16 protein-coding genes and 1 pseudogene are annotated in these 18,535 nt (G+C 62.2%); 16 read left to right on the top strand and 1 reads right to left on the bottom strand.

What is annotated here, in order from left to right; all coding sequences use genetic code 11:
- A partial coding sequence (locus ICM05_RS12760; protein WP_251364551.1) for a hypothetical protein occupies positions 1 to 2,161 on the top strand: 2,161 nt, incomplete at its 5' end.
- A gap of 36 nt (positions 2,162 to 2,197) precedes the next feature.
- A complete protein-coding gene (locus ICM05_RS07555; RefSeq protein WP_188023984.1) occupies positions 2,198 to 3,232 on the top strand; it encodes an HAD-IIA family hydrolase in 1,035 nt (344 codons plus the stop codon).
- A gap of 94 nt (positions 3,233 to 3,326) precedes the next feature.
- Here the strand turns inward: ICM05_RS07555 and ICM05_RS07550 are convergent, their stop codons facing one another.
- Positions 3,327 to 4,583, bottom strand: a complete 1,257-nt coding sequence (locus ICM05_RS07550) for an Nramp family divalent metal transporter (protein WP_188023959.1) — start codon at positions 4,581 to 4,583, stop codon at positions 3,327 to 3,329.
- 131 nt (positions 4,584 to 4,714) lie between these two features.
- On the opposite strand from ICM05_RS07550, the gene ICM05_RS07545 reads away from it, so the two are divergent.
- The 14 genes and pseudogenes from ICM05_RS07545 (at position 4,715) to cmk (ending at position 18,468) form a co-directional block, all read left to right on the top strand.
- Positions 4,715 to 4,888, top strand: a complete 174-nt coding sequence (locus tag ICM05_RS07545; protein ID WP_188023985.1) for a hypothetical protein — start codon at positions 4,715 to 4,717, stop codon at positions 4,886 to 4,888.
- On the top strand, positions 4,888 to 5,766 hold the full coding sequence (locus ICM05_RS07540) for a TlyA family RNA methyltransferase (RefSeq protein WP_188023958.1): 879 nt from the start codon (positions 4,888 to 4,890) through the stop codon (positions 5,764 to 5,766). The genes ICM05_RS07545 and ICM05_RS07540 overlap by 1 nt, the downstream gene beginning before the upstream one ends.
- Positions 5,766 to 6,680 carry an NAD kinase gene (locus ICM05_RS07535; RefSeq protein ID WP_188023957.1) on the top strand — a complete coding sequence of 305 codons (915 nt, stop codon included), beginning with the start codon at positions 5,766 to 5,768 and terminating at the stop codon, positions 6,678 to 6,680. The genes ICM05_RS07540 and ICM05_RS07535 overlap by 1 nt, the downstream gene beginning before the upstream one ends.
- Positions 6,677 to 8,371: a DNA repair protein RecN gene (recN, locus tag ICM05_RS07530; RefSeq protein ID WP_188023956.1), complete on the top strand. Its 1,695-nt coding sequence runs from the start codon at positions 6,677 to 6,679 to the stop codon at positions 8,369 to 8,371. The genes ICM05_RS07535 and recN overlap by 4 nt, the downstream gene beginning before the upstream one ends.
- Before the next feature lie 30 nt (positions 8,372 to 8,401).
- A complete protein-coding gene (locus ICM05_RS07525) occupies positions 8,402 to 9,652 on the top strand; it encodes an AI-2E family transporter (RefSeq protein ID WP_188023955.1) in 1,251 nt (416 codons plus the stop codon).
- Between the two features lie 51 nt (positions 9,653 to 9,703).
- Positions 9,704 to 11,410 (top strand): CTP synthase, encoded by a 1,707-nt coding sequence (locus tag ICM05_RS07520; protein ID WP_188023954.1) that lies wholly within the window; start codon positions 9,704 to 9,706, stop codon positions 11,408 to 11,410.
- Positions 11,394 to 12,071, top strand: a complete 678-nt coding sequence (locus ICM05_RS07515; protein ID WP_188023953.1) for an NUDIX hydrolase — start codon at positions 11,394 to 11,396, stop codon at positions 12,069 to 12,071. Before ICM05_RS07520 ends, ICM05_RS07515 begins: the two co-directional genes overlap by 17 nt.
- A 5-nt stretch (positions 12,072 to 12,076) precedes the next feature.
- The gene (locus ICM05_RS07510) at positions 12,077 to 13,057 is read left to right on the top strand and encodes a site-specific tyrosine recombinase XerD (protein ID WP_188023952.1); all 981 of its coding nucleotides are present in this window, start codon (positions 12,077 to 12,079) and stop codon (positions 13,055 to 13,057) included.
- Between the two features lie 132 nt (positions 13,058 to 13,189).
- The gene (locus ICM05_RS07505; RefSeq protein WP_188023951.1) at positions 13,190 to 14,041 is read left to right on the top strand and encodes a ParA family protein; all 852 of its coding nucleotides are present in this window, start codon (positions 13,190 to 13,192) and stop codon (positions 14,039 to 14,041) included.
- Between the two features lie 17 nt (positions 14,042 to 14,058).
- Positions 14,059 to 14,937: a ScpA family protein gene (locus tag ICM05_RS07500; RefSeq protein ID WP_188023950.1), complete on the top strand. Its 879-nt coding sequence runs from the start codon at positions 14,059 to 14,061 to the stop codon at positions 14,935 to 14,937.
- Positions 14,930 to 15,547 carry an SMC-Scp complex subunit ScpB gene (gene scpB / locus ICM05_RS07495; protein ID WP_188023949.1) on the top strand — a complete coding sequence of 206 codons (618 nt, stop codon included), beginning with the start codon at positions 14,930 to 14,932 and terminating at the stop codon, positions 15,545 to 15,547. The genes ICM05_RS07500 and scpB overlap by 8 nt, the downstream gene beginning before the upstream one ends.
- Positions 15,548 to 15,611: 64 nt before the next feature.
- Positions 15,612 to 16,388, top strand: a pseudogene (locus ICM05_RS07490) (pseudouridine synthase); the annotation flags it as partial.
- 272 nt (positions 16,389 to 16,660) lie between these two features.
- Entirely contained in the window at positions 16,661 to 17,761 is a 1,101-nt protein-coding gene (locus tag ICM05_RS07485) for a prephenate dehydrogenase (RefSeq protein WP_188023948.1), read from the top strand.
- Positions 17,761 to 18,468, top strand: coding sequence for a (d)CMP kinase (cmk, locus tag ICM05_RS07480; RefSeq protein WP_188023947.1), 708 nt, complete (start codon positions 17,761 to 17,763; stop codon positions 18,466 to 18,468). The genes ICM05_RS07485 and cmk overlap by 1 nt, the downstream gene beginning before the upstream one ends.
- Positions 18,469 to 18,535: the final 67 nt, after the last annotated feature.

Genomic DNA, 18,535 nt, shown 5'->3' with positions numbered 1-18,535 from the left:
TGGAGACCGCCGTCAGGGTGGCTACGGTGATCGTAACCGTGATGATCGTGGTGGCGAGCGTCGTTTCAACGACCGCGGTGATCGTAAGCCGTTCAACCGCGATGACAACCGTGGTGGTGACCGTCGTTTCAACGATCGTAATGATCGTGGTGACCGCAAGCCTTTCAACCGTGATGGCGATGATCGTCGTTCGTTCAACCGTGACGATCGTGGCGATCGTAAGCCGTTCAACCGTGAAGGTGGAGACCGCCGTCAGGGTGGCTACGGTGATCGTAACCGTGATGATCGTGGCGGCGAGCGTCGTTTCAACGACCGCGGTGATCGTAAGCCGTTCAACCGCGATGACAACCGTGGTGGTGACCGTCGTTTCAACGATCGTAATGATCGTGGTGACCGCAAGCCTTTCAACCGTGATGGTGGAGACCGCCGTCAGGGTGGCTACGGTGATCGTAACCGTGATGATCGTGGTGGCGAGCGTCGTTTCAACGACCGCGGTGATCGTAAGCCGTTCAACCGCGATGACAACCGTGGTGGTGACCGTCGTTTCAACGATCGTAATGATCGTGGTGACCGCAAGCCTTTCAACCGTGATGGCGATGATCGTCGTTCGTTCAACCGTGACGATCGTGGCGATCGTAAGCCGTTCAACCGTGAAGGTGGAGACCGCCGTCAGGGTGGCTACGGTGATCGTAACCGTGATGATCGTGGTGGCGAGCGTCGCTTCAACGACCGCGGTGATCGTAAGCCGTTCAACCGCGATGACAACCGTGGTGGTGACCGCCGTTTCAACGATCGTAATGATCGTGGCGGCGACCGTCGCTTCAACGACCGCAACGACCGTAATGATCGTGGGGGCCGCCGCCCTTTTGACCGTGACGGCCAGGACGAGCGAGGCGGTGATTACGGCCGCGGTGGCACCCGCGGTGGTAACCGCAGCGACCGTGGTGGCGCGGATCGTGTCTTCACCGAATCAGAGCGCCTCCAGCACTCGCTGCGCCCCGTTCGTGCGGAGCACGAAGATCCGCAGATCCCTGACTCGATCACCGAGCGCGATCTGCACCCGGCAGCACGCGTTGAGCTGAAGACCCTCCAGGCGGAGACCGCCGAGAAGGTCGCGCGACACCTCGCAATGGTTGCACTGCTGATTGACGATGATCCTGCGCTCGCTCACGAGCACGCGATTTCGGCAAGCCGCCGTGCAGGCCGTATCCCGGTTGCGCGTGAGACCCTCGCGATGACCGCATACCGTACTGGCGATTTTGCGCTCGCGCTGCGTGAGATCCGCACCTTCCGTCGCCTCAGCGGCCGTGATGATCACATCGCGATCCTGGTTGATTCGGAGCGCGGCATGGAGCGCCCCGACAAGGCGATCGAGGCTGGCCTCGCGGTTGATGCAAGCAAGCTCGATACCGAGCAGCGCGTGCACCTCGCGATCGCAATGTCGGGCGCACGTCTCGATCTCAACCAGACTCAGCAGGCACTGCTCGAGCTGGAGATCCCTGAGCTCAACCCGAACCGTGCGTTCTCGTGGAGCCCCGAGCTCTTCGGTGCGTACGCAACCGTCCTCGAGGATCTTGGCCGGGCTGAGGAGTCCGCGAAGTGGTTCGCTTATGCCGACCGCGCAGCAGCTGCTCTGCACGAGCATGCTGCCGGCTTCGACCAGCTCGAGGTCTTCGAGATCGTTGAAGAAGAGCCCATCGAGTTCGATGACGACGATGCGTACGCAGCAAACGACTCGGAAGAGGGCGCGGATCGCGACAGCGACACCGATGCTCCAGCCGATGACGCTGACGATGCTGACGAAGCAGACTCAGCGGCTGACGCCGAGGCCGCACCCGCTGTCGACGCTGACGCTGATGTTTCTGCAGACAACGCTTCGGCTGAGGCCGAGGAAGAGGCTGAAGCTGAGACCGAAGACGACTCGATGAGCATCGAGGACGAGGTCGCTGAGCTTCTCGCTGAGGCTGGTATCGTCGACACCGCTGGTGACGACGCCGAAGCTGACGAGGACGACGCCGACGAGGCATACGCTGAGGCGTACGTCGAGGCCGAGGCTGAACCGGCTGCAGAGCCCGCAGTTGAAACAACGGAAGAGGAAGCGGCTGAGCCCGTAGCTGAGGCAGCTACTGAAGCAGCAGCTACCGAAGCGCAGAACGACTAACGAGTCGCCTGACTCCTAGGAAGGGTTATCGTGGGGATGTTTAGCCGACGCGGCAAGATGATTGACGCGCCAATTACTGGTCGTGATGCGATCCTGACCGATCTCGACGGTGTCGTGTACCGCGGCGCTGGCGCGATCCCTGGCGCGGTTGAACACCTCAATCGTGCGGCTGAGTCGATGCAGATCGGCTACCTCACGAATAACGCTTCGCGCACTGATCGCGACGTGGCAGCACACCTGCAGAGCCTTGGTCTCAAGGCCGCTGTGGATCAGGTTGTCACGTCGCCGCAGGCTGCAGTGACCGTGCTGCGCGAACGCGTAGCGCCTGGTGCGCTCGTGTTCGTGATTGGCGGCGAGGGCATCATGGATGAGCTCGCGAAGGCGGGCTTCCGCACGACGCGCAGCGCAGACGATAACCCCGATGCCGTTGTCCAGGGCTTCGCTCCCGAGGTGGGCTGGACCGAGCTGGCGGAGGCCGCATTCGCGCTCGCTGATCAGCCTGGTCGCGATCCGCTCCCGTGGGTCGCAACTAACACCGACTGGACGATCCCGGTCGCCCGTGGTCTCGCGCCAGGTAACGGTACGCTCGTCTCGGCGGTACACACCGCGGTCCAGCGCCTTCCTGAGTTCGCTGGAAAGCCAGAGCGTCCCATGTTTGAGACCGCTGCAAATCGCTTCGGTGCGAAGAATCCGCTCATGCTCGGTGACCGCTTGGACACTGACATCAAGGGCGCGCACGAGGCTGGTATCGCCTCGCTGCACGTGCTGACAGGGGCGGATCGCCCGAAGCAGCTCGTTGCCGCCTCGCAGGACATGCGACCCAACTACATCGTGGCTTCGCTCGCGGAACTGTTCGAGCCGTATCCCGCGACGGAGATCCGCCGTGATGGTTCCGTCAGTGTCGGTAGCGCTCGCGTGCGCATGGACGGCCACATAGCGAGCGTCGTCGACGAGGGCGACAGTGCAATCAATCTGCTGCGTGCGGGGTGTGGTGCGATCTGGAACTCGGGGCTCGCGATCTATGGTCTGAAGGTTCCCGAGATCATCTACGAGGACAACTGGCGCTTTTAAGCTGTAATGACAAGAATCCCGCTGGGGAGGCTACCAAATTCGGTAGTGTCCCCAGCGGGATTTTTGTGTTTTACGGGTGAACCCGAAGTGTGAGCTAGGCCATGCCGGCGAGCTCGAGCACAATCAACGCACCGTTCAGCACGACGATAGCGGCCGCAATGACGATACCTGCGATCCGCAATGGAAGCTTGTTTACGTACCTGCCCATCAGTTCGCTCTTTCCGGTGAGCGCAACGAGCGGGATGATCGCGAACGGTAGGCCAAAGGAGAGTATGACCTGGCTGATGATGAGCGACCAGGTTGGGTCGATACCGAAGCCCAGAATGATGAGGGCAGGCAAGAGTGTCACGATCCTGCGGACGAGCAGGGGGATCCGCACCCGAAGCAAGCCAGCCATGATCTCGGCGCCAGCGTAGGCGCCGACCGAGGTTGATGCGAGGCCGGACGCGAGGAGCCCGATGCCGAAGACAATCCCGACGCCAGCACCAAGGTGCGTTGAGATAACGTTCGCGGCGCCGTCAATCGTGTCAGTGCCATCGACACCTTGCAGGCTTGCTGCAGCGAGTACGAGCATGGCAATGTTCACGCCACCAGCAAGAATGAGCGCGAGGAACACATCGACCTTTGACGCCTTGAGCAAGCGCTTGATGAGGCGCGGATCATCACCAGACTCGGCAATCGTTGCGCCGTGGCGATCGCGCGACAGCGATGAATGCAGGTAGATTGCGTGCGGCATAATCGTCGCACCGAGCATGCTCGTGGCAAGCAGGAGCGACTGGACGTCAGCGAAGCGGGGAACGAGACCAGCGACAAGCTCGGTCGGATTGATGTTGACGAAGAGCAAGCCGCCGACGAAGCCAACGGTGATCACGATGAGCATGAAGATCATCACGCCCTCGAACTGGCGTTGACGCTTGCCCTGCAGCATGAGGATGAGGATCGACAGAATGCCAACGAGGATGCCGCCTGGCAACAGCGGAATGCCAAAGAGGATGTACAGCGCAAGTGCACCGCCAATAACCTCGGCGAGATCGGTCGCGGCCGCGACGAGTTCGGCCTGCAGCCAATAGAGACGCCGACTGGCGTTTGACAGACGTTTGCCGAGTAGCGCGGGCAGGCTCTGCCCAGTGACGAGACCGAGCTTCGCGGAAAGGTACTGCACGATCGCTGCCATAGCGTTCGCAAGCACCAGCACCCACAGCAGCAAATAGCCATACTCGGCGCCAGCCGACATGTTGGCCGCGACATTGCCAGGATCGACATACGCGATCGCCGCAACGAACGCGGGGCCAAGGAGCGCGAGCAGTCGGTTCGGTGATGTCCGAATCTCGACCGAAGATGTGCGAGGCATGCACCAAATTGTATTCCATAGTGAAAAGTTCATTGTTCGGTTCGACGAACTTATTTTCCGTATGGCGGAAATTGGCCGCCTTCTGGCGCAACACATGCCCAGTGTCAGTGGTCAGAGATAGTCTGGAACACATGAGTACGCAGCAAGAATCCGGGGTCGTAGACACGGCCGAGGCTGTCGAGCAATGCGCCGAGCAGGTCGCGGTCATTGAAGCGATGCCGCTTGCCGAACGAGCAGCCGGGTTTGAGCAGATGTATAGCGCGCTGGTGACGGAACTTGAGCGTAGTGATGTGGGTGCTGAGTAATGACTGACGGAACAACCAATCTCCAGCGCTCTGCTGTGTGGGAGGGTGACGAAGCGCGCCTCGATCGCGTCGTAGCCGAGCTTGGCCTCGCACGTTCGCGCAGCCGGGCTGGTGAGCTCATTGCCGAGGGTGCGGTGGCGTGCAACGGAGTGCAGGCACGGAAGGCCGGCCTCAAGGTTGCGGCGGGTACCGAGGTGACCGTGACCGGCGAAGACCGCTTCGTGAGTCGTGGCGCGCATAAGCTCGTTGCGGCAATCGCTGAGTTTGGGCTGGAGCCCAAGGGCCGCGTTGCAATGGACCTCGGTGCGTCGACCGGCGGCTTCACGCAGGTACTCCTCGAACACGAGCCCGCGGTCGTGCTGGCAATCGATGTTGGGCATGACCAGATGGTTCCTGCGATCGCAGCTGATCCACGAGTGCGATCAATCGAGGGGTGCAACGCTCGCGAACTCACCGCAGCGAGCCTTGCCGAGCTTACGGGCGAGACTGAGCAGCCGAGTCTCATCGTTGCAGATCTGTCATTCATCTCCCTGACGCACATTCTGCCGGCCATTGCACGCTGTGCGAGCGATGATGCAGAAGCTGCCGTGCTGGTGAAGCCCCAGTTCGAGGTTGGGCGCGTGCGCAATGGCATTGTGCTTGACCCTGAGCAGTGGAAATCTGCGATTCGCAAGGTGATGAGTTCAGCGGCAGAACACGGCTTTGTTACGCGGGGAATCGCGCACTCACCGATTCTGGGTGGCGAAGGCAACCGCGAATTTCTTTTGTGGATCGCGCGCGGTACGCCCGGCGATCAGACAGAATGGGATGCGCGGATCACCGAGCTGTGCACGGTGGCCGCTGATCGCAGTGAAGCGGCAACCGGGAGGGCCAACTGATGACACAGGCACCAGTGCGACGTATGTTGATTGTCTCGCACACGTTTCGTGAAGAGGCAGTGAGTGCGACGGTAGAGACGGTGCGACGACTTCGCGAGCGCGACGTCGTGCCCGTGCTCACCGCAGATGATCAGGCAGAGTTTGCGCCGTACCTTGCCCCCGCGCGCACTGAGGTACTCGGTGTTGACGCCGAGATCGAAGACCTTGAGGTTGCGATCGTGCTCGGTGGCGACGGCACCATTTTGCGTGCGGCTGAGGTGCTGCGCGACTCGGCATGCCCCATCGTTGGCGTGAACCTCGGCCACGTCGGGTTCCTCGCTGAGATGGAAATGCACGACCTTGAGTTCACCATCGATTCGGTGTTGCAGCGTCGCTATACCGTTGAAGAGCGACTCACCCTTGACGTGCGTGCTGAGCACGAAGGCGAGACGATCGCCGCGACCTGGGCGCTCAACGAAGTCAGCGTTGAGAAGCGCCGTCGCATGCTTGAAGTTGCCACCGGAGTTGACGGACGTCCCCTGACCTCGTTTGCCTGCGACGGCGTCGTGGTGGCAACTCCCACAGGGTCAACCGCATACGCGTTCTCAGCTGGTGCGCCAGTCGTGTGGCCCGGCGTGCAGGCGCTCCTCATGGTGCCGATCGCTGCCCACGCACTGTTCAACCGTCCGGTGGTCACCGGGCCAGACTCGACGATCACCGTCGAGATCCTGCCAGAAAACATTGGCCCTGGCGTGATGTGGTGTGACGGGCGTCGACGCACCGAACTGCCCGCAGGCTCGGTGGTGATTGTGAGCCGATCCGCGCAAACCGTGAAACTTGCTCGCCTTGACGAATCACCCTTCTCTGAGCGTCTCGTGCGGAAGTTCCACCTGCCAGTAGAAGGCTGGCGCGGCCATGGAGGGCGAGCTGCATGATTGAAGAACTGCAGATCCGCGATCTGGGAGTTATCGCAGAGACCGTCCTGCCGCTCGGGCCGGGCTTCACCGCCATCACTGGTGAGACGGGTGCCGGTAAGACCATGGTGGTCACCGCGCTCGGTCTGCTGATGGGTGAGCGCGCAGATGCGAGCAGCGTTCGTGCAGGCGCATCGCAGGCGCGCGTGAGCGGTATCGTACGCGTTGACGCAGCTGAGTTCCCAGACGTTGCATCGATCGTCGACGAGGTCGGCGGTGCGATTGAAGACAGCGAGCTCGTGCTGAGTCGCACCGTGAACGCCGAAGGACGAAGCCGCGCGGTCGCTGGCGGAGTTGGCGTACCGGTTGGTGCGCTTGGACGCCTCGCCGAGCAGCTCTTTGCCGTGCACGGCCAGTCAGAACAGTTGCGATTGAAATCAACGGCCGCTCAGCGTGAGACGCTCGACCGCTTCGCGGGTTCGGCGCTCGCCGCAGTCGCCAAGAAGTACCGTGCTGCGCACGATGAGCGCACCAACCTTGAGCGTCGCATCACTGAACTCCGTGAGACGCGTGACGCCGTGACTGCTGAGGCGAATCGACTGCGCGAAGAGCTTGAGCTCATCCAAGAGGTCAACCCTGAGCCAGGCGAGGAACGCGAGCTTGCCTCCCGCATCGAGGTGCTCGCCAACGTCGAAGCACTGCGCGACGCCGCAACCGCTGCGCAGAACGCCGTGGCGAACGAAGGCGACGATCCGATGGCGCGTGACGCAGCAGGCCTGATTGATGATGCGTTGCACCATCTTGATCGAGTGACCGGCGTTGATCCGCGTCTCGACGCCGTGGCAAATACGCTGCGTGAGGCACGATTCCAGCTTGCTGACGCTGGCCGTGACCTCGCTGAGTACGCAAGCGATCTCGACGAGGAAGGCCCCGCAGAACTCGAACGGGCGAACGATCGCATGTCGGCGCTCAAGCGAGTGCTGCGACTCTTCGGTGAAGACACGGAAACGGTCCTCGCATACGCTGAGACGGCAGCACAGCGGCTGGCTGACATCGAGGGTGAGGGGAGCTCTGAAGAGGCGCTCACGGCGCTTCTCGACGAATGCCGCGTCTTGGAAAGCGAGCTGGCGGCAAAGCTAACTGAACTCCGCTCGAAGGCCGCAACGAAGCTCCGTAAAGGAGTCACCGCAGAACTGCGGCAACTCGCCCTCCCAGACGCAGACTTCATCGTGACGGTCGAGCCTCTCGGCTCGTTCGCGGGACACGGTGCTGATGAGGTGCAGTTCCTACTGAGCCCACATCCGGGTGCGACGCCGCGACCGGTCGCGAAGAGCGCCTCTGGCGGCGAGCTCTCACGTGTCATGCTTGCGCTTGAAGTGGTGTTGGCAGGCGCAGATCCCGTGCCCACCTTCGTGTTTGACGAGGTCGACGCTGGCATCGGCGGCGCGGCCGCAATCGAGATTGGGCGCAGGCTCGCTCGTCTCGCGCAGACCTCGCAGGTCATCGTGGTGACGCATCTTGCTCAGGTCGCAGCGTTCGCGAACAACCACCTACAGGTCGTGAAAGACTCCTCCGGTGGGTTCACAGAAAGCAGCTGCACTCGACTTTCAGGCGAAGCTCGAATCGATGAAATGGCGCGGCTGCTGTCGGGGCTTTCGAGCTCCGAAAGTGCCCGCGAACATGCGACAGAGCTCCTCAATCTTGCCCCTTGAGTCTCGCAAGTCCTCTGATAATCTGACGCTATGAGCAAGCTATTCGGACACAAGAACGAAGACGCAACTTCGCCGAGCGAAGAGACGATCGTGGAGCCCACGTCCGAGGCAACGCCGGGCGTCGTACATGCGAACATCGAAGAGATGGACGCAGATACGCGTGAGCTGTACCGTGACGCACGCTCGGCTGCGGTTGAAGCGAAGGCAGACTCAGAGGACAAGCGCAATCGTTTTGTCACGATGCGCAGCCCCTTTGTGCTGGGGTTCACGATCACCCTCGGTGTGCTCGTCGCGATTCTCGTCGGAGACATGTTTGGTCAGCTCAGCACCATCATCATGTACGTCGTTGCGGCGCTCTTTATCGCGCTCGGCCTCGACCCCGTAGTTCGTAAGTTTGAAAAGCGTGGCATGAAGCGCCCCGTCGGCATCGCCGTCGTGTTCCTGGGGTTCATCGCGATTATCGCGACCATCCTGGCAATTGTGATTCCGATGCTTGCGCACCAGGTGAACCTGCTGATTCAGAGCGCACCTGAGCTGGTGACAGACATCACCGCCAAAGCCTGGTACAAGGACATCAACGAACGCTTTGGTCAGTACGTTGACTTCCAAGCACTGCTGAAGTCAGGTCAAGACCTGATTAGTAAGCCTGAAAACTGGACTCAGGTCGCCGGCGGTGTGTGGCAGGCCGGCATGGGCATCGCGAATGGTCTCACGGCAGCGCTCATCATTCTGATCCTGAGCCTCTACTTCCTGTCCTCAATGCGTTCGATCAAGCGTGGGTTCTACACCCTCGTACCGCGCAGCAGCCGTGCAAAGGTGATGGACATCACTGAGCAGGTTGCGGGCTCAGTAGGTGGTTACGTCAACGGCATGGTGCTGCTTGCGCTCATGAACTCAATCCTGGGCTTCATCATGATGCTCATTGTCGGCGTTCCGTTCGCAGGACTGGTGGCCGTTGGCGTATTCATCCTCGCGCTGATCCCACTCATCGGCTCGGTTATGGCGACCGTTCTTGTCGGAATCGTGGCGTTGTTCAACTCGCCCATGACTGCACTTATCGCCGTAATTTATTACCTCGTCTACATGCAGATTGAGTCGTACGTGTTCACGCCGAAGATCATGAACCGCGTCGTCGCGGTTCCCGGCGCACTCGTCGTCATTGGTGCCCTTGCGGGCGGTACTTTGCTTGGTTTGCTTGGCGCACTGATCTCGATTCCGGTGACGGCATCGATCCTCATGATCATCAAACAGGTCTGGGTCCCGCGCCAAGAAAACCGTTAATTCGCACAACTGTCCAGTACTCCCCAGAATCAGCTGATAGGATCAAAGCCCGTGGAAGCAGAGCTAAACGCGGAACAGCGTAAAACGACCAAGCACATCTTTGTCACCGGTGGCGTCGTATCGTCACTCGGCAAGGGTTTGACGGCAGCTAGCCTGGGCAACCTGCTCACCGCGCGCGGTCTGCACGTGGTTATGCAGAAGCTTGACCCCTACCTGAACGTCGATCCGGGCACGATGAACCCGTTCGAGCACGGCGAGGTATTCGTTACCGACGATGGCGCAGAGACCGATCTTGATATCGGCCACTACGAGCGTTTCCTCGGTATCAACCTGTCGCGTGCCGCAAACGTGACGACCGGCCAGATCTACTCGGACGTCCTCGCAGCTGAGCGTCGCGGCGACTACCTTGGCGCAACCGTCCAGGTCATCCCGCACATCACCAACGAGATCAAGCGCCGTATGCGTCTCCAGGCTGAGCAGGATCCCCAGCCCGACGTCATCATCACCGAAATTGGTGGCACCGTCGGCGACATCGAGTCGCAGCCGTTCCTTGAGTCGGCACGTCAGGTTCGCCACGAGCTTGGCCGCAAGAACGTCATCTTCGTACACGTTTCGCTGGTCCCCTTCATGGGTGCATCGGGCGAGCAGAAGACCAAGCCGACCCAGCACTCGGTTGCTTCGCTCCGTTCGGTGGGAATCCAGCCTGACGCGCTCGTCCTTCGCAGTGACCGTCCCGTCACCAAGGAAAACCTCTCGAAGATCGCACTCATGTGTGACGTCGAAGAGGGCGCAGTGGTGAACGCGATTGACGTCAAGAGCATCTACGACCTGCCGAAGCTGTTCAACGACCAGGGCCTCGACCAGACCGTCGTTGAGCACCTCGGCCTCGCTGATCGCGCACCCAAGGTCGACTGGGCAGCATGGCAGCCCGTACTCGACGCGGTACACAACCCGAAGGGTGAGGTCACGATCGGCCTCGTCGGCAAGTACATCGATCTTCCTGACGCGTACCTGTCGGTGACCGAGGCGCTCCGTGCAGGCGGCTTCGCTCACGCGACCAAGGTCAACATCAAGTGGATCCCGTCTGACACTTGCGAGACCCCCGAGGGCGCTCGTGAGCAGCTCAGCGGTATGAACGCAATCTGTGTGCCCGGTGGCTTCGGTATCCGCGGCATCGAGGGCAAGCTTGGCGCACTCCGTTTCGCTCGCGAGAACGGCCTGCCCGCTCTCGGCCTCTGCCTCGGTATGCAGGCAATGGTCATCGAGTACGCACGGAACGTTGCTGGTCTCGAGGGCGCATCGTCCACCGAGTTCGATCCCGACACCGCAATTCCCGTCATCGCAACGATGGCAGAACAGCACGCACACATCGACGGCGGCGACCTCGGTGGCACCATGCGCCTCGGTCTCTACGATGCGAAGCTCGCTGACGGCTCGCTTGCGGCCGACCTGTACGGCTCGACCATGGTCGAAGAGCGTCACCGTCACCGCTACGAGGTCAACAACCAGTTCCGCGATCAGATCGCTGCTGCTGGTCTGAGCTTCTCGGGCACCAGCCCCGATGGCGAGCTCGTTGAGTTCGTCGAGCTGCCCCGCGAGGTGCACCCGTACTACATCGCAACCCAGGCTCACCCTGAGCTGCGTTCGCGTCCGGGCAAGCCCCACCCGCTCTTTGCTGGCCTGGTAGGCGCAGCTATCGAGCGCCGTGAGGCGACGCACCTCTTCGAGGTGGAGAACAACGGTGGCGCAAACGCCTAACCCCGAACTCGGGGCGTCGTTCGACGGCTCGCTCGTAGACGCACCCGCACGTGATGTGCGGGTGCTCTCGAGCGAGCTCGTCGCGAACGGCTATGTGTGGGATCTGCGCCGAGATCGATTCGCCTATGGCGATACCGAGCTCGTGCGGGACTACATTGATCACCCCGGCGCTGTCGCAGTCGTTGCACTCGATGACGCCGGACGGGTGCTGCTCATCCAGCAGTACCGACATCCCATCGCGCACCGCGACTGGGAGCTTCCCGCAGGTCTCATGGACGTCGCGGGGGAGCCCGGCCATCTGGCCGCCGCCCGCGAACTCGCAGAAGAAGCCGACCTCGCTGCTGAGCGCTGGGACCTGCTGATCGACCTGTTCTTGACCCCTGGCGGATCATCGGAGGCCATGCGCATTTTCCTCGCACGAGATGTGCACCCCACCGAGCACACCTTCGAGCGTGAAGCCGAAGAGGCCGACATGCTCACGGTATGGGTGCCGCTCGAGGACGCCGTCCCTGCGGTGCTTGAGGGGCGCGTCAAGAACGCGGTTACCGCAGGCGGCATCTTGGCTGCGGCAACCTCACGCTCACTCGACTGGTCGACGCTGCGTCCTGCCGACACCGCATGGCCCGCGCGCGACACCGTGCGCGGCGAACGCTCGAAGTAGCACCGATGGCGGTCACCTTTGACGCGGCGGCCGAGCGTTGGTTGCGCCATCTGGTCATTGAGCGTGGCCTGTCCGAGAACACGTTGAAGGCGTATCGTGCCGACCTTGCTGCGTATGGCGACTGGCTCACGTCCGAACAGATCACCGATCTCGCGCGGGTGACGCCAGCGCTGCTCTCTGCCTTCGTGGTCAGCCTGTCTGCCGGCGGAGCAGGCGATGCCGGGGGATCCGCGCCCCTGTCGCCAGCGACCGTCACACGCCGCACGTCGACCGTGCGTGGGCTCCATCGGTTCCTCTTCGAAGAGGGGGTGCTTGCGGAGTTTGCTGGCCGCGGAGTTCGCACGCCGAAGAAGGCCCAGCGGCTGCCGAAAGCGCTCACGATCGATGAGGTCACCGCGCTGCTTGAGGCGACGGGCGGTGACGATCCCGTTGCGCTGCGCGATCGGGCCCTGCTTGAGCTGTTGTATGCGAGCGGTGCGCGAGTGAGCGAGGTTGCTGACCTTGATCTCGACGATCTCGTTGGTGGGCATGCCGCTGGTGACGCGTGGGCGGACCCGACCCGCGTACTCAGCGAGGGCGGCTTCTTGCGTGTGACGGGCAAGGGCTCGAAGCAGCGGATCGTGCCGTACGGCCGCCATGCCGGTTCAGCGCTGGCTGCCTATCTGGTGCGCGCGCGTCCGGCGATGGTTGAGCGCGGCAAGGGGACTCCTGCGCTGTTCGTTGGCCCCCGCGGTGCCAGGCTGTCGCGGCAGAGCGCCTGGCTGGTCATTCGCGCGGCGGCGGATCGTGCCGAAATCACTGCAGAGGTCTCGCCTCACACGCTGCGTCATTCGTTCGCCACCCACTTGCTTGCGGGCGGCGCCGATGTGCGCACGGTCCAGGAACTCCTTGGGCATTCCTCGGTGACAACCACGCAGATTTACACGCAGGTGACTCCGGATACGTTGCGGGAGCACTACGTGATGTCGCATCCGCGGGCGAAGTAGATGCTGAGAATGACCATTTCTGGCGGATCGAACTGGTTCGCGACACCGAAATACACGCCGTGATGCAACCTTCAAATGTCAGTGGCCAGCGATAAGCTGGAGCCGAATCACGACCCCCAAGGAGAGTGCACGATGGCGAACAAAGGCGAGCTTGGACCAACCGGCCGACCGGTGCGTGTCATTACGCCGCCTGAGTTCCTTGAGACGCACGGTCCCGCGCGCATCATCGCGATGTGCAACCAGAAGGGTGGCGTCGGTAAGACAACAACGACCATCAACCTGGGTGCGGCGCTCGCGCGCTACGGCCGTCGGGTGCTCGCGGTAGATTTCGACCCGCAGGGTGCACTGTCTGCAGGTCTTGGCGTACCCGCCCATGAGGTCCCAACGATCTACGACCTCATGCTTGGCAAGATCAAGAACCCGCACGAGGTCATCCAGAACACGGCAACGCCCGGCCTTGACGTGATTCCCGCAAACATCGACCTGTCGGCTGCAGAGGTGCACCTCGTGAGCGAGGTCGCCCGCGAGCAGATCCTCGGTTCGGTACTGCGCCGCGTTGCTGATGACTACGACGTTATCCTCATCGACTGCCAGCCTTCGCTCGGCCTGCTCACGGTGAACGCGCTGACTGCGGCGCACGGTGTCTTGATTCCGCTCGCGTGTGAGTACTTCGCACTCCGTGGTGTCGCGCTGCTCATCGAAACGATTGAGAAGGTGCGTGATCGCTTGAACCCCGCGCTCGAGCTCGACGGCATCATCGCGACGATGTACGACCCGCGCACACTGCACGCACGTGAGGTGCTCGAGCGCGTGGTCGAGACCTTTGGTGAGAAGACGTTTGACACCGTTATTGGCCGCACAGTCAAGCTGCCTGATGCTTCGGTCGCGGCCCAGTCGATTCTTGACTATGCACCCTCGAATGCGGCAGCCGAAGCGTATCTCACGCTGGCCCGTGAGATCGTGCAGCGCGGCATAGTCGCATGACCCAGACTGGCGCTCACATGGACACACACGCTGAGACGCCAGACACTCTTTTGCCGGGCGCTCAGACGGGCGCAGCAACGTCGCTGCCGGCAACTGCAGATGATGGCGGCTTCCGGGTAAGTCTTGAGGTTTTCGACGGCCCGTTCGACCTGTTGCTCAGCCTGATCGGTAAGCACGAACTCGACATCACTGAGGTTTCGTTGAGCCTCGTCACCGACGAGTTCATCTCGTACCTTGGCACGCTCGAAGGGCAGGGGCTCATCGAGCTTGATCAGGCCTCCGAATTCTTGGTCGTCGCGGCGACCCTGCTCGACATGAAGATCGCGAGCCTGTTGCCACAGGGCGAGGCCGTCGATGCCGAAGACATTGCGCTGCTTGAAGCGCGCGACCTGCTGTTCGCACGGCTGTTGCAATACCGTGCGTTCAAGCAGGCGAGCGCATGGTTCTCGGGGAAGCTCGCGACTGAGGCCGGGCGGCACCCACGGCAGGTGCCCCTTGACGCAAAATACCGAGGCAAAGGCCCCGAGTTGCTCTGGACTTTGACGGTGCAAGACTTCGCCGCAGTCGCGACGCTGGCGTTTACGCCGCGGGCAATTCCCGTTGTCGGGCTCGACCACCTGCATGCTCCGCTGGTGTCGATCCGGGAGCAAGCAGCAATCGTTGTGGCAATGCTGCGAAGCGACGGAGCACTGAGCTTCCGCCACCTCATCGCGGGGATTGACACATCAACTGAACGTGGCGTGATTGTGGCACGGTTCCTCGCGATCCTTGAACTGTACCGGCGCGGTTCGGTGCTCTTTGACCAGGCAGAACCCCTTGGCGACTTGCACGTGCAGTGGGTCGGCGAGGAGTGGAGCGACGACGAACTCGCTACCCTGGGAAGTGATTATGACTGACGAACACCAGACCCCGACGGAGCTCGCAGCAGCTCGTGAAACGCACACGCTTTCACAGCAGCTGGAGGCGCTGCTCATCGTGGCCGACAGGCCGTTGTCAGCAGTCGAGCTCGCGGCCGCCACAGATCACCCTGTGCGGCTCGTGCGATCCGCGCTCGCGGCCCTCGTGGCCGACTACAACGGCACAGATGAGACGCTCGCAAGCAGCGGCACACCTCGCGGCTTCGAACTACGCGAGACGGCAAACGGATTCCGGTTGTACGTGCGAGAAAGCCTCGACCCGATCGTGGCCGACTTCGTGCAGCAGTCAACCCCGGCCAAACTGTCGCAGGCGGCACTCGAAACGCTCGCTGTGATCGCGTACCGGCAGCCCATTACGAGGGGTGCAATCGCGTCGATCCGCGCAGTAAACGTAGACTCGGTAGTACGCACCCTGCTGGGCCGCGGGCTCGTGGAAGAGGTAGGGCTCGAGCCCGAGACCAACGCGACCCTGTATGGCACAGGTGACATGCTGCTCGCGCAGCTCGGAATTGATCACCTGTCACAGCTCCCGCCGATCGCGCCGCTCCTCGAAGACGGCACTGAAGGATTTGACCATGAAGAACTCTGACCGCAACGACTCGAACGACTTCGGTGGCTCGTTCACCGTCGATGGCGAAGCTGTCGAGGTCGACCTGGCCGAGTTTGGCTGGGAACCCCGTACGCCAGCAACGCCCAAGCCGGTAGATGAGCGCCCGCGCCTCCAGAAGGCACTTGCGCACGCTGGCATCGCATCACGTCGCGCCTGCGAGACGCTCATCACCAGTGGCCGTGTGACCGTGAACGGCGAGGTTGAACTCGAACTTGGCTCGCGCTTGAACCCGGGCGATGAGGTGCGCGTCGACGGTGTCGTCGTGCAGCTCGACGTTTCGAAGCGCTACTTCGTGCTCAACAAGCCGACCGGTGTCGTATCGACGATGGCAGATGAAGACGGCCGACCCGACCTGCGCGAGTTCACCGAGAAGATCGGCACCGCGCCTGCTGACCGCCTGTACAACGTCGGCCGCCTCGACACCGACACGAGTGGCCTGCTGATCCTCACCAACGATGGCGACCTCGCGCACGCGCTTTCCCACCCGAGCTTCGGTGTGCAGAAGACGTACATTGCGAAGGTGCGCGGGCGCGTGCGCCCCGGCACCGTGCAGCAGCTGAAAGATGGCATCGAGCTGAAAGATGGGCCGATCAAGGCGGATCGTGTCAAGCTGCTCCCCGATACGTCGAACAGCACGAACACGCTGATCGAGCTCACCATTCACTCCGGTCGCAACCGCATCGTGCGCCGCATGATGGCAGAGGTAGGCCACCCCGTACTCGAACTCGTGCGCCGCAGCTTCGGCCCGCTCAACCTTGGCACCCTTGGCCTCGGTGAACTGCGTGAAATGTCTGCAGCTGAGCGCGGCGCGATTCTGTCGGCCGTTGAAGACGGCGGCCAGAAGGAAACCGCGCGCAACAGCCGCGACAGCGAGAACACCGCAAAGCAGCAGGTGCGTAACAAGCGACGACCCATCACCGCTGGGCGCCCAGGCGACGGCGCAGGTGCGCGTGGCATGCGCGGCATCGCAGCGAAGGGCAACCCGCACGGTCGCGGCGGCGCAGGGCGCGGCAACAACGGTACTGGCGGCAACAACGGCGGCAAGAACACTGGCGGTGGCTCAGGCCGCCGTGACAACCGAGGAGGACCGCGATGACTCCAGCTCCCCACACCTTCGTGACCCGTGTGACGGGCACCGTGCACATCATTGGCGCGGGCCTGCTTGGCGCGAGCATCGGACTCGGGCTGCGCGAACGCGGCGTTGAGGTCACTCTCGAAGACCAGTCGCCCACCGTGGTCGCGCTCGCCGCAGACTACGGCGCGGGCCGTGCACGGGTTGAGAGCGATCCGCATCCCTCGATCGTGATCGTCGCGACTCCGCCCGATGTCGTCGCAGATGTCGTGGCAGGAGCCCTGGCACGCTTCCCTGAGGCAGTCGTCACTGACGTTGCCAGCGTGAAGCTTGCGCCGTTCGTTGAACTCAAGCGCCGCGGTGTCGATCTCACGAACTACGTTGGTTCGCACCCGATGGCTGGCCGCGAACGCGGCGGCGCGATCATGGCTCGCGCAGACCTGTTCACCGCTCGTCCGTGGGTCATCTGCCGTGACGAAGAAACCCCAGCGAGTGTGCTTTCTGCCGTTGAAGCGATTGCGCTCGACCTCGGCTCGGTGCTCCTCGAAATGACGCCAGAAGAACACGACCGTTCGGTCGGTCTGGTCTCGCACGTTCCCCAGGTGGTGTCGAGCCTGCTTGCTGCACGGCTCGTACCAGCACCTGAGCTGTCGATGAACCTTGCTGGCGCCGGCGTGCGCGACACCACGCGCATCGCGGCAAGCGACCCCGAACTCTGGGTACAAATTCTTGGCGCAAACAGCAAGCCGATCGTTGAGGTGCTCGACGCCTTCGTTGCAGATGTGCAGCAGTTTGCAGACGCACTGCGAGAAATTGAGGCGCCAGGCTCAAAGCGCCAGGTCGCAGACCTAATGGCGCAGGGAAATCTCGGCGTAAAGCGCCTCCCAGGTAAGCACGGATCGAGCGAAAGATTCACCGCAATTACGGTGCTCATCGACGATCAGCCTGGCGAGCTTGCCCGCTTGCTCACCGAACTCGGAGATCTGGGTATTAACATGGAAGACTTGCGCCTTGAGCACTCGCCGGGCGCAGAGATCGGATTCGCGGAGATCGCGGTGCTGCCAGAAGTGGCAGAACGCGCGACGACCGACCTTACTGAGCGCGGATGGAGGACGCTGTAATGACCGAAGCAATGCTCGTCGCAATTGACGGCCCCGCAGGCAGCGGCAAATCTAGCGTCGCTCGCAAGGCGGCGGATCGCCTCGGCTTTGGCATCCTCGACACGGGCGCGGCCTACCGCACGCTCGCATGGTCTGCGTTGCACACCGGTACCGATCTTGAAAATGAAGCCGCCGTGCTCGAACTCATGGATGCGTGGTCGTACCAGACCACGCTGCAGGGGGAGCAGCGCATTGGGGTCGAACTGTCGAGTGCTGACGGATCCGCGACCCACGACGTCACCAGTGAAATTCGCGAGCCTGCCATCAGTGGTCAGGTGAGCCGGGTTTCCAAGCACCCGCAGGTACGTGAGCGGTTGAACGAGATGTTCCGCGACATCGTTGCGAAGTCGGGTCTGCCCGGCGTCGTCATCGAGGGCCGTGACATCACCACTGTCGTTGCTCCGAATGCGCCGGTTCGCATTCTGATGACGGCGTCACCCGAGGTGCGCGCAACCCGGCGAGCAGGCGAACTGCCCGGCGCGACGCACGAGCAGGTGCTTGCAGACATCACCGCGCGTGATGCGAAAGATGCGCTCGTGGTGGACTTCCTTAACCCCGCTCCCGGGGTAACGCTCGTTGATACGAGCGATCTTGACTTTGAACAGTCGATTCAGGCTGTGATTGACATCGTAGAGGCCGTCCGTGCCTCGGAACAGGACCCCCGATGACGACCCAGAACGAACAACTGGATCCGGCAGGCGAAGAATTCGACGCCACCGAGATCGACGCAACCGA

This window comes from Leucobacter sp. cx-42 (assembly GCF_014529985.1).
Classification (GTDB): domain Bacteria; phylum Actinomycetota; class Actinomycetes; order Actinomycetales; family Microbacteriaceae; genus Leucobacter.
The sequence above is the reverse complement of the archived record's forward strand: the minus strand, read 5'-3'. Positions and strand labels throughout refer to the sequence as shown.

Bases quoted from the DNA above. Each gene is read 5' to 3' on its own strand.
- cmk (WP_188023947.1), top strand. From the start codon at position 17,761: ATGACCGAAGCAATGCTCGTCGCAATTGACGGCCCCGCAGGCAGCGGC.
- recN (WP_188023956.1), top strand. From the start codon at position 6,677: ATGATTGAAGAACTGCAGATCCGCGATCTGGGAGTTATCGCAGAGACC.
- ICM05_RS07550 (WP_188023959.1), bottom strand. From the start codon at position 4,583: ATGCCTCGCACATCTTCGGTCGAGATTCGGACATCACCGAACCGACTG.
- ICM05_RS07510 (WP_188023952.1), top strand. From the start codon at position 12,077: ATGGCGGTCACCTTTGACGCGGCGGCCGAGCGTTGGTTGCGCCATCTG.
- scpB (WP_188023949.1), top strand. From the start codon at position 14,930: ATGACTGACGAACACCAGACCCCGACGGAGCTCGCAGCAGCTCGTGAA.
- ICM05_RS07545 (WP_188023985.1), top strand. From the start codon at position 4,715: ATGAGTACGCAGCAAGAATCCGGGGTCGTAGACACGGCCGAGGCTGTC.
- ICM05_RS07485 (WP_188023948.1), top strand. From the start codon at position 16,661: ATGACTCCAGCTCCCCACACCTTCGTGACCCGTGTGACGGGCACCGTG.
- ICM05_RS07540 (WP_188023958.1), top strand. From the start codon at position 4,888: ATGACTGACGGAACAACCAATCTCCAGCGCTCTGCTGTGTGGGAGGGT.
- ICM05_RS07505 (WP_188023951.1), top strand. From the start codon at position 13,190: ATGGCGAACAAAGGCGAGCTTGGACCAACCGGCCGACCGGTGCGTGTC.
- ICM05_RS07555 (WP_188023984.1), top strand. From the start codon at position 2,198: ATGTTTAGCCGACGCGGCAAGATGATTGACGCGCCAATTACTGGTCGT.
- ICM05_RS07525 (WP_188023955.1), top strand. From the start codon at position 8,402: ATGAGCAAGCTATTCGGACACAAGAACGAAGACGCAACTTCGCCGAGC.
- ICM05_RS07535 (WP_188023957.1), top strand. From the start codon at position 5,766: ATGACACAGGCACCAGTGCGACGTATGTTGATTGTCTCGCACACGTTT.
- ICM05_RS07500 (WP_188023950.1), top strand. From the start codon at position 14,059: ATGGACACACACGCTGAGACGCCAGACACTCTTTTGCCGGGCGCTCAG.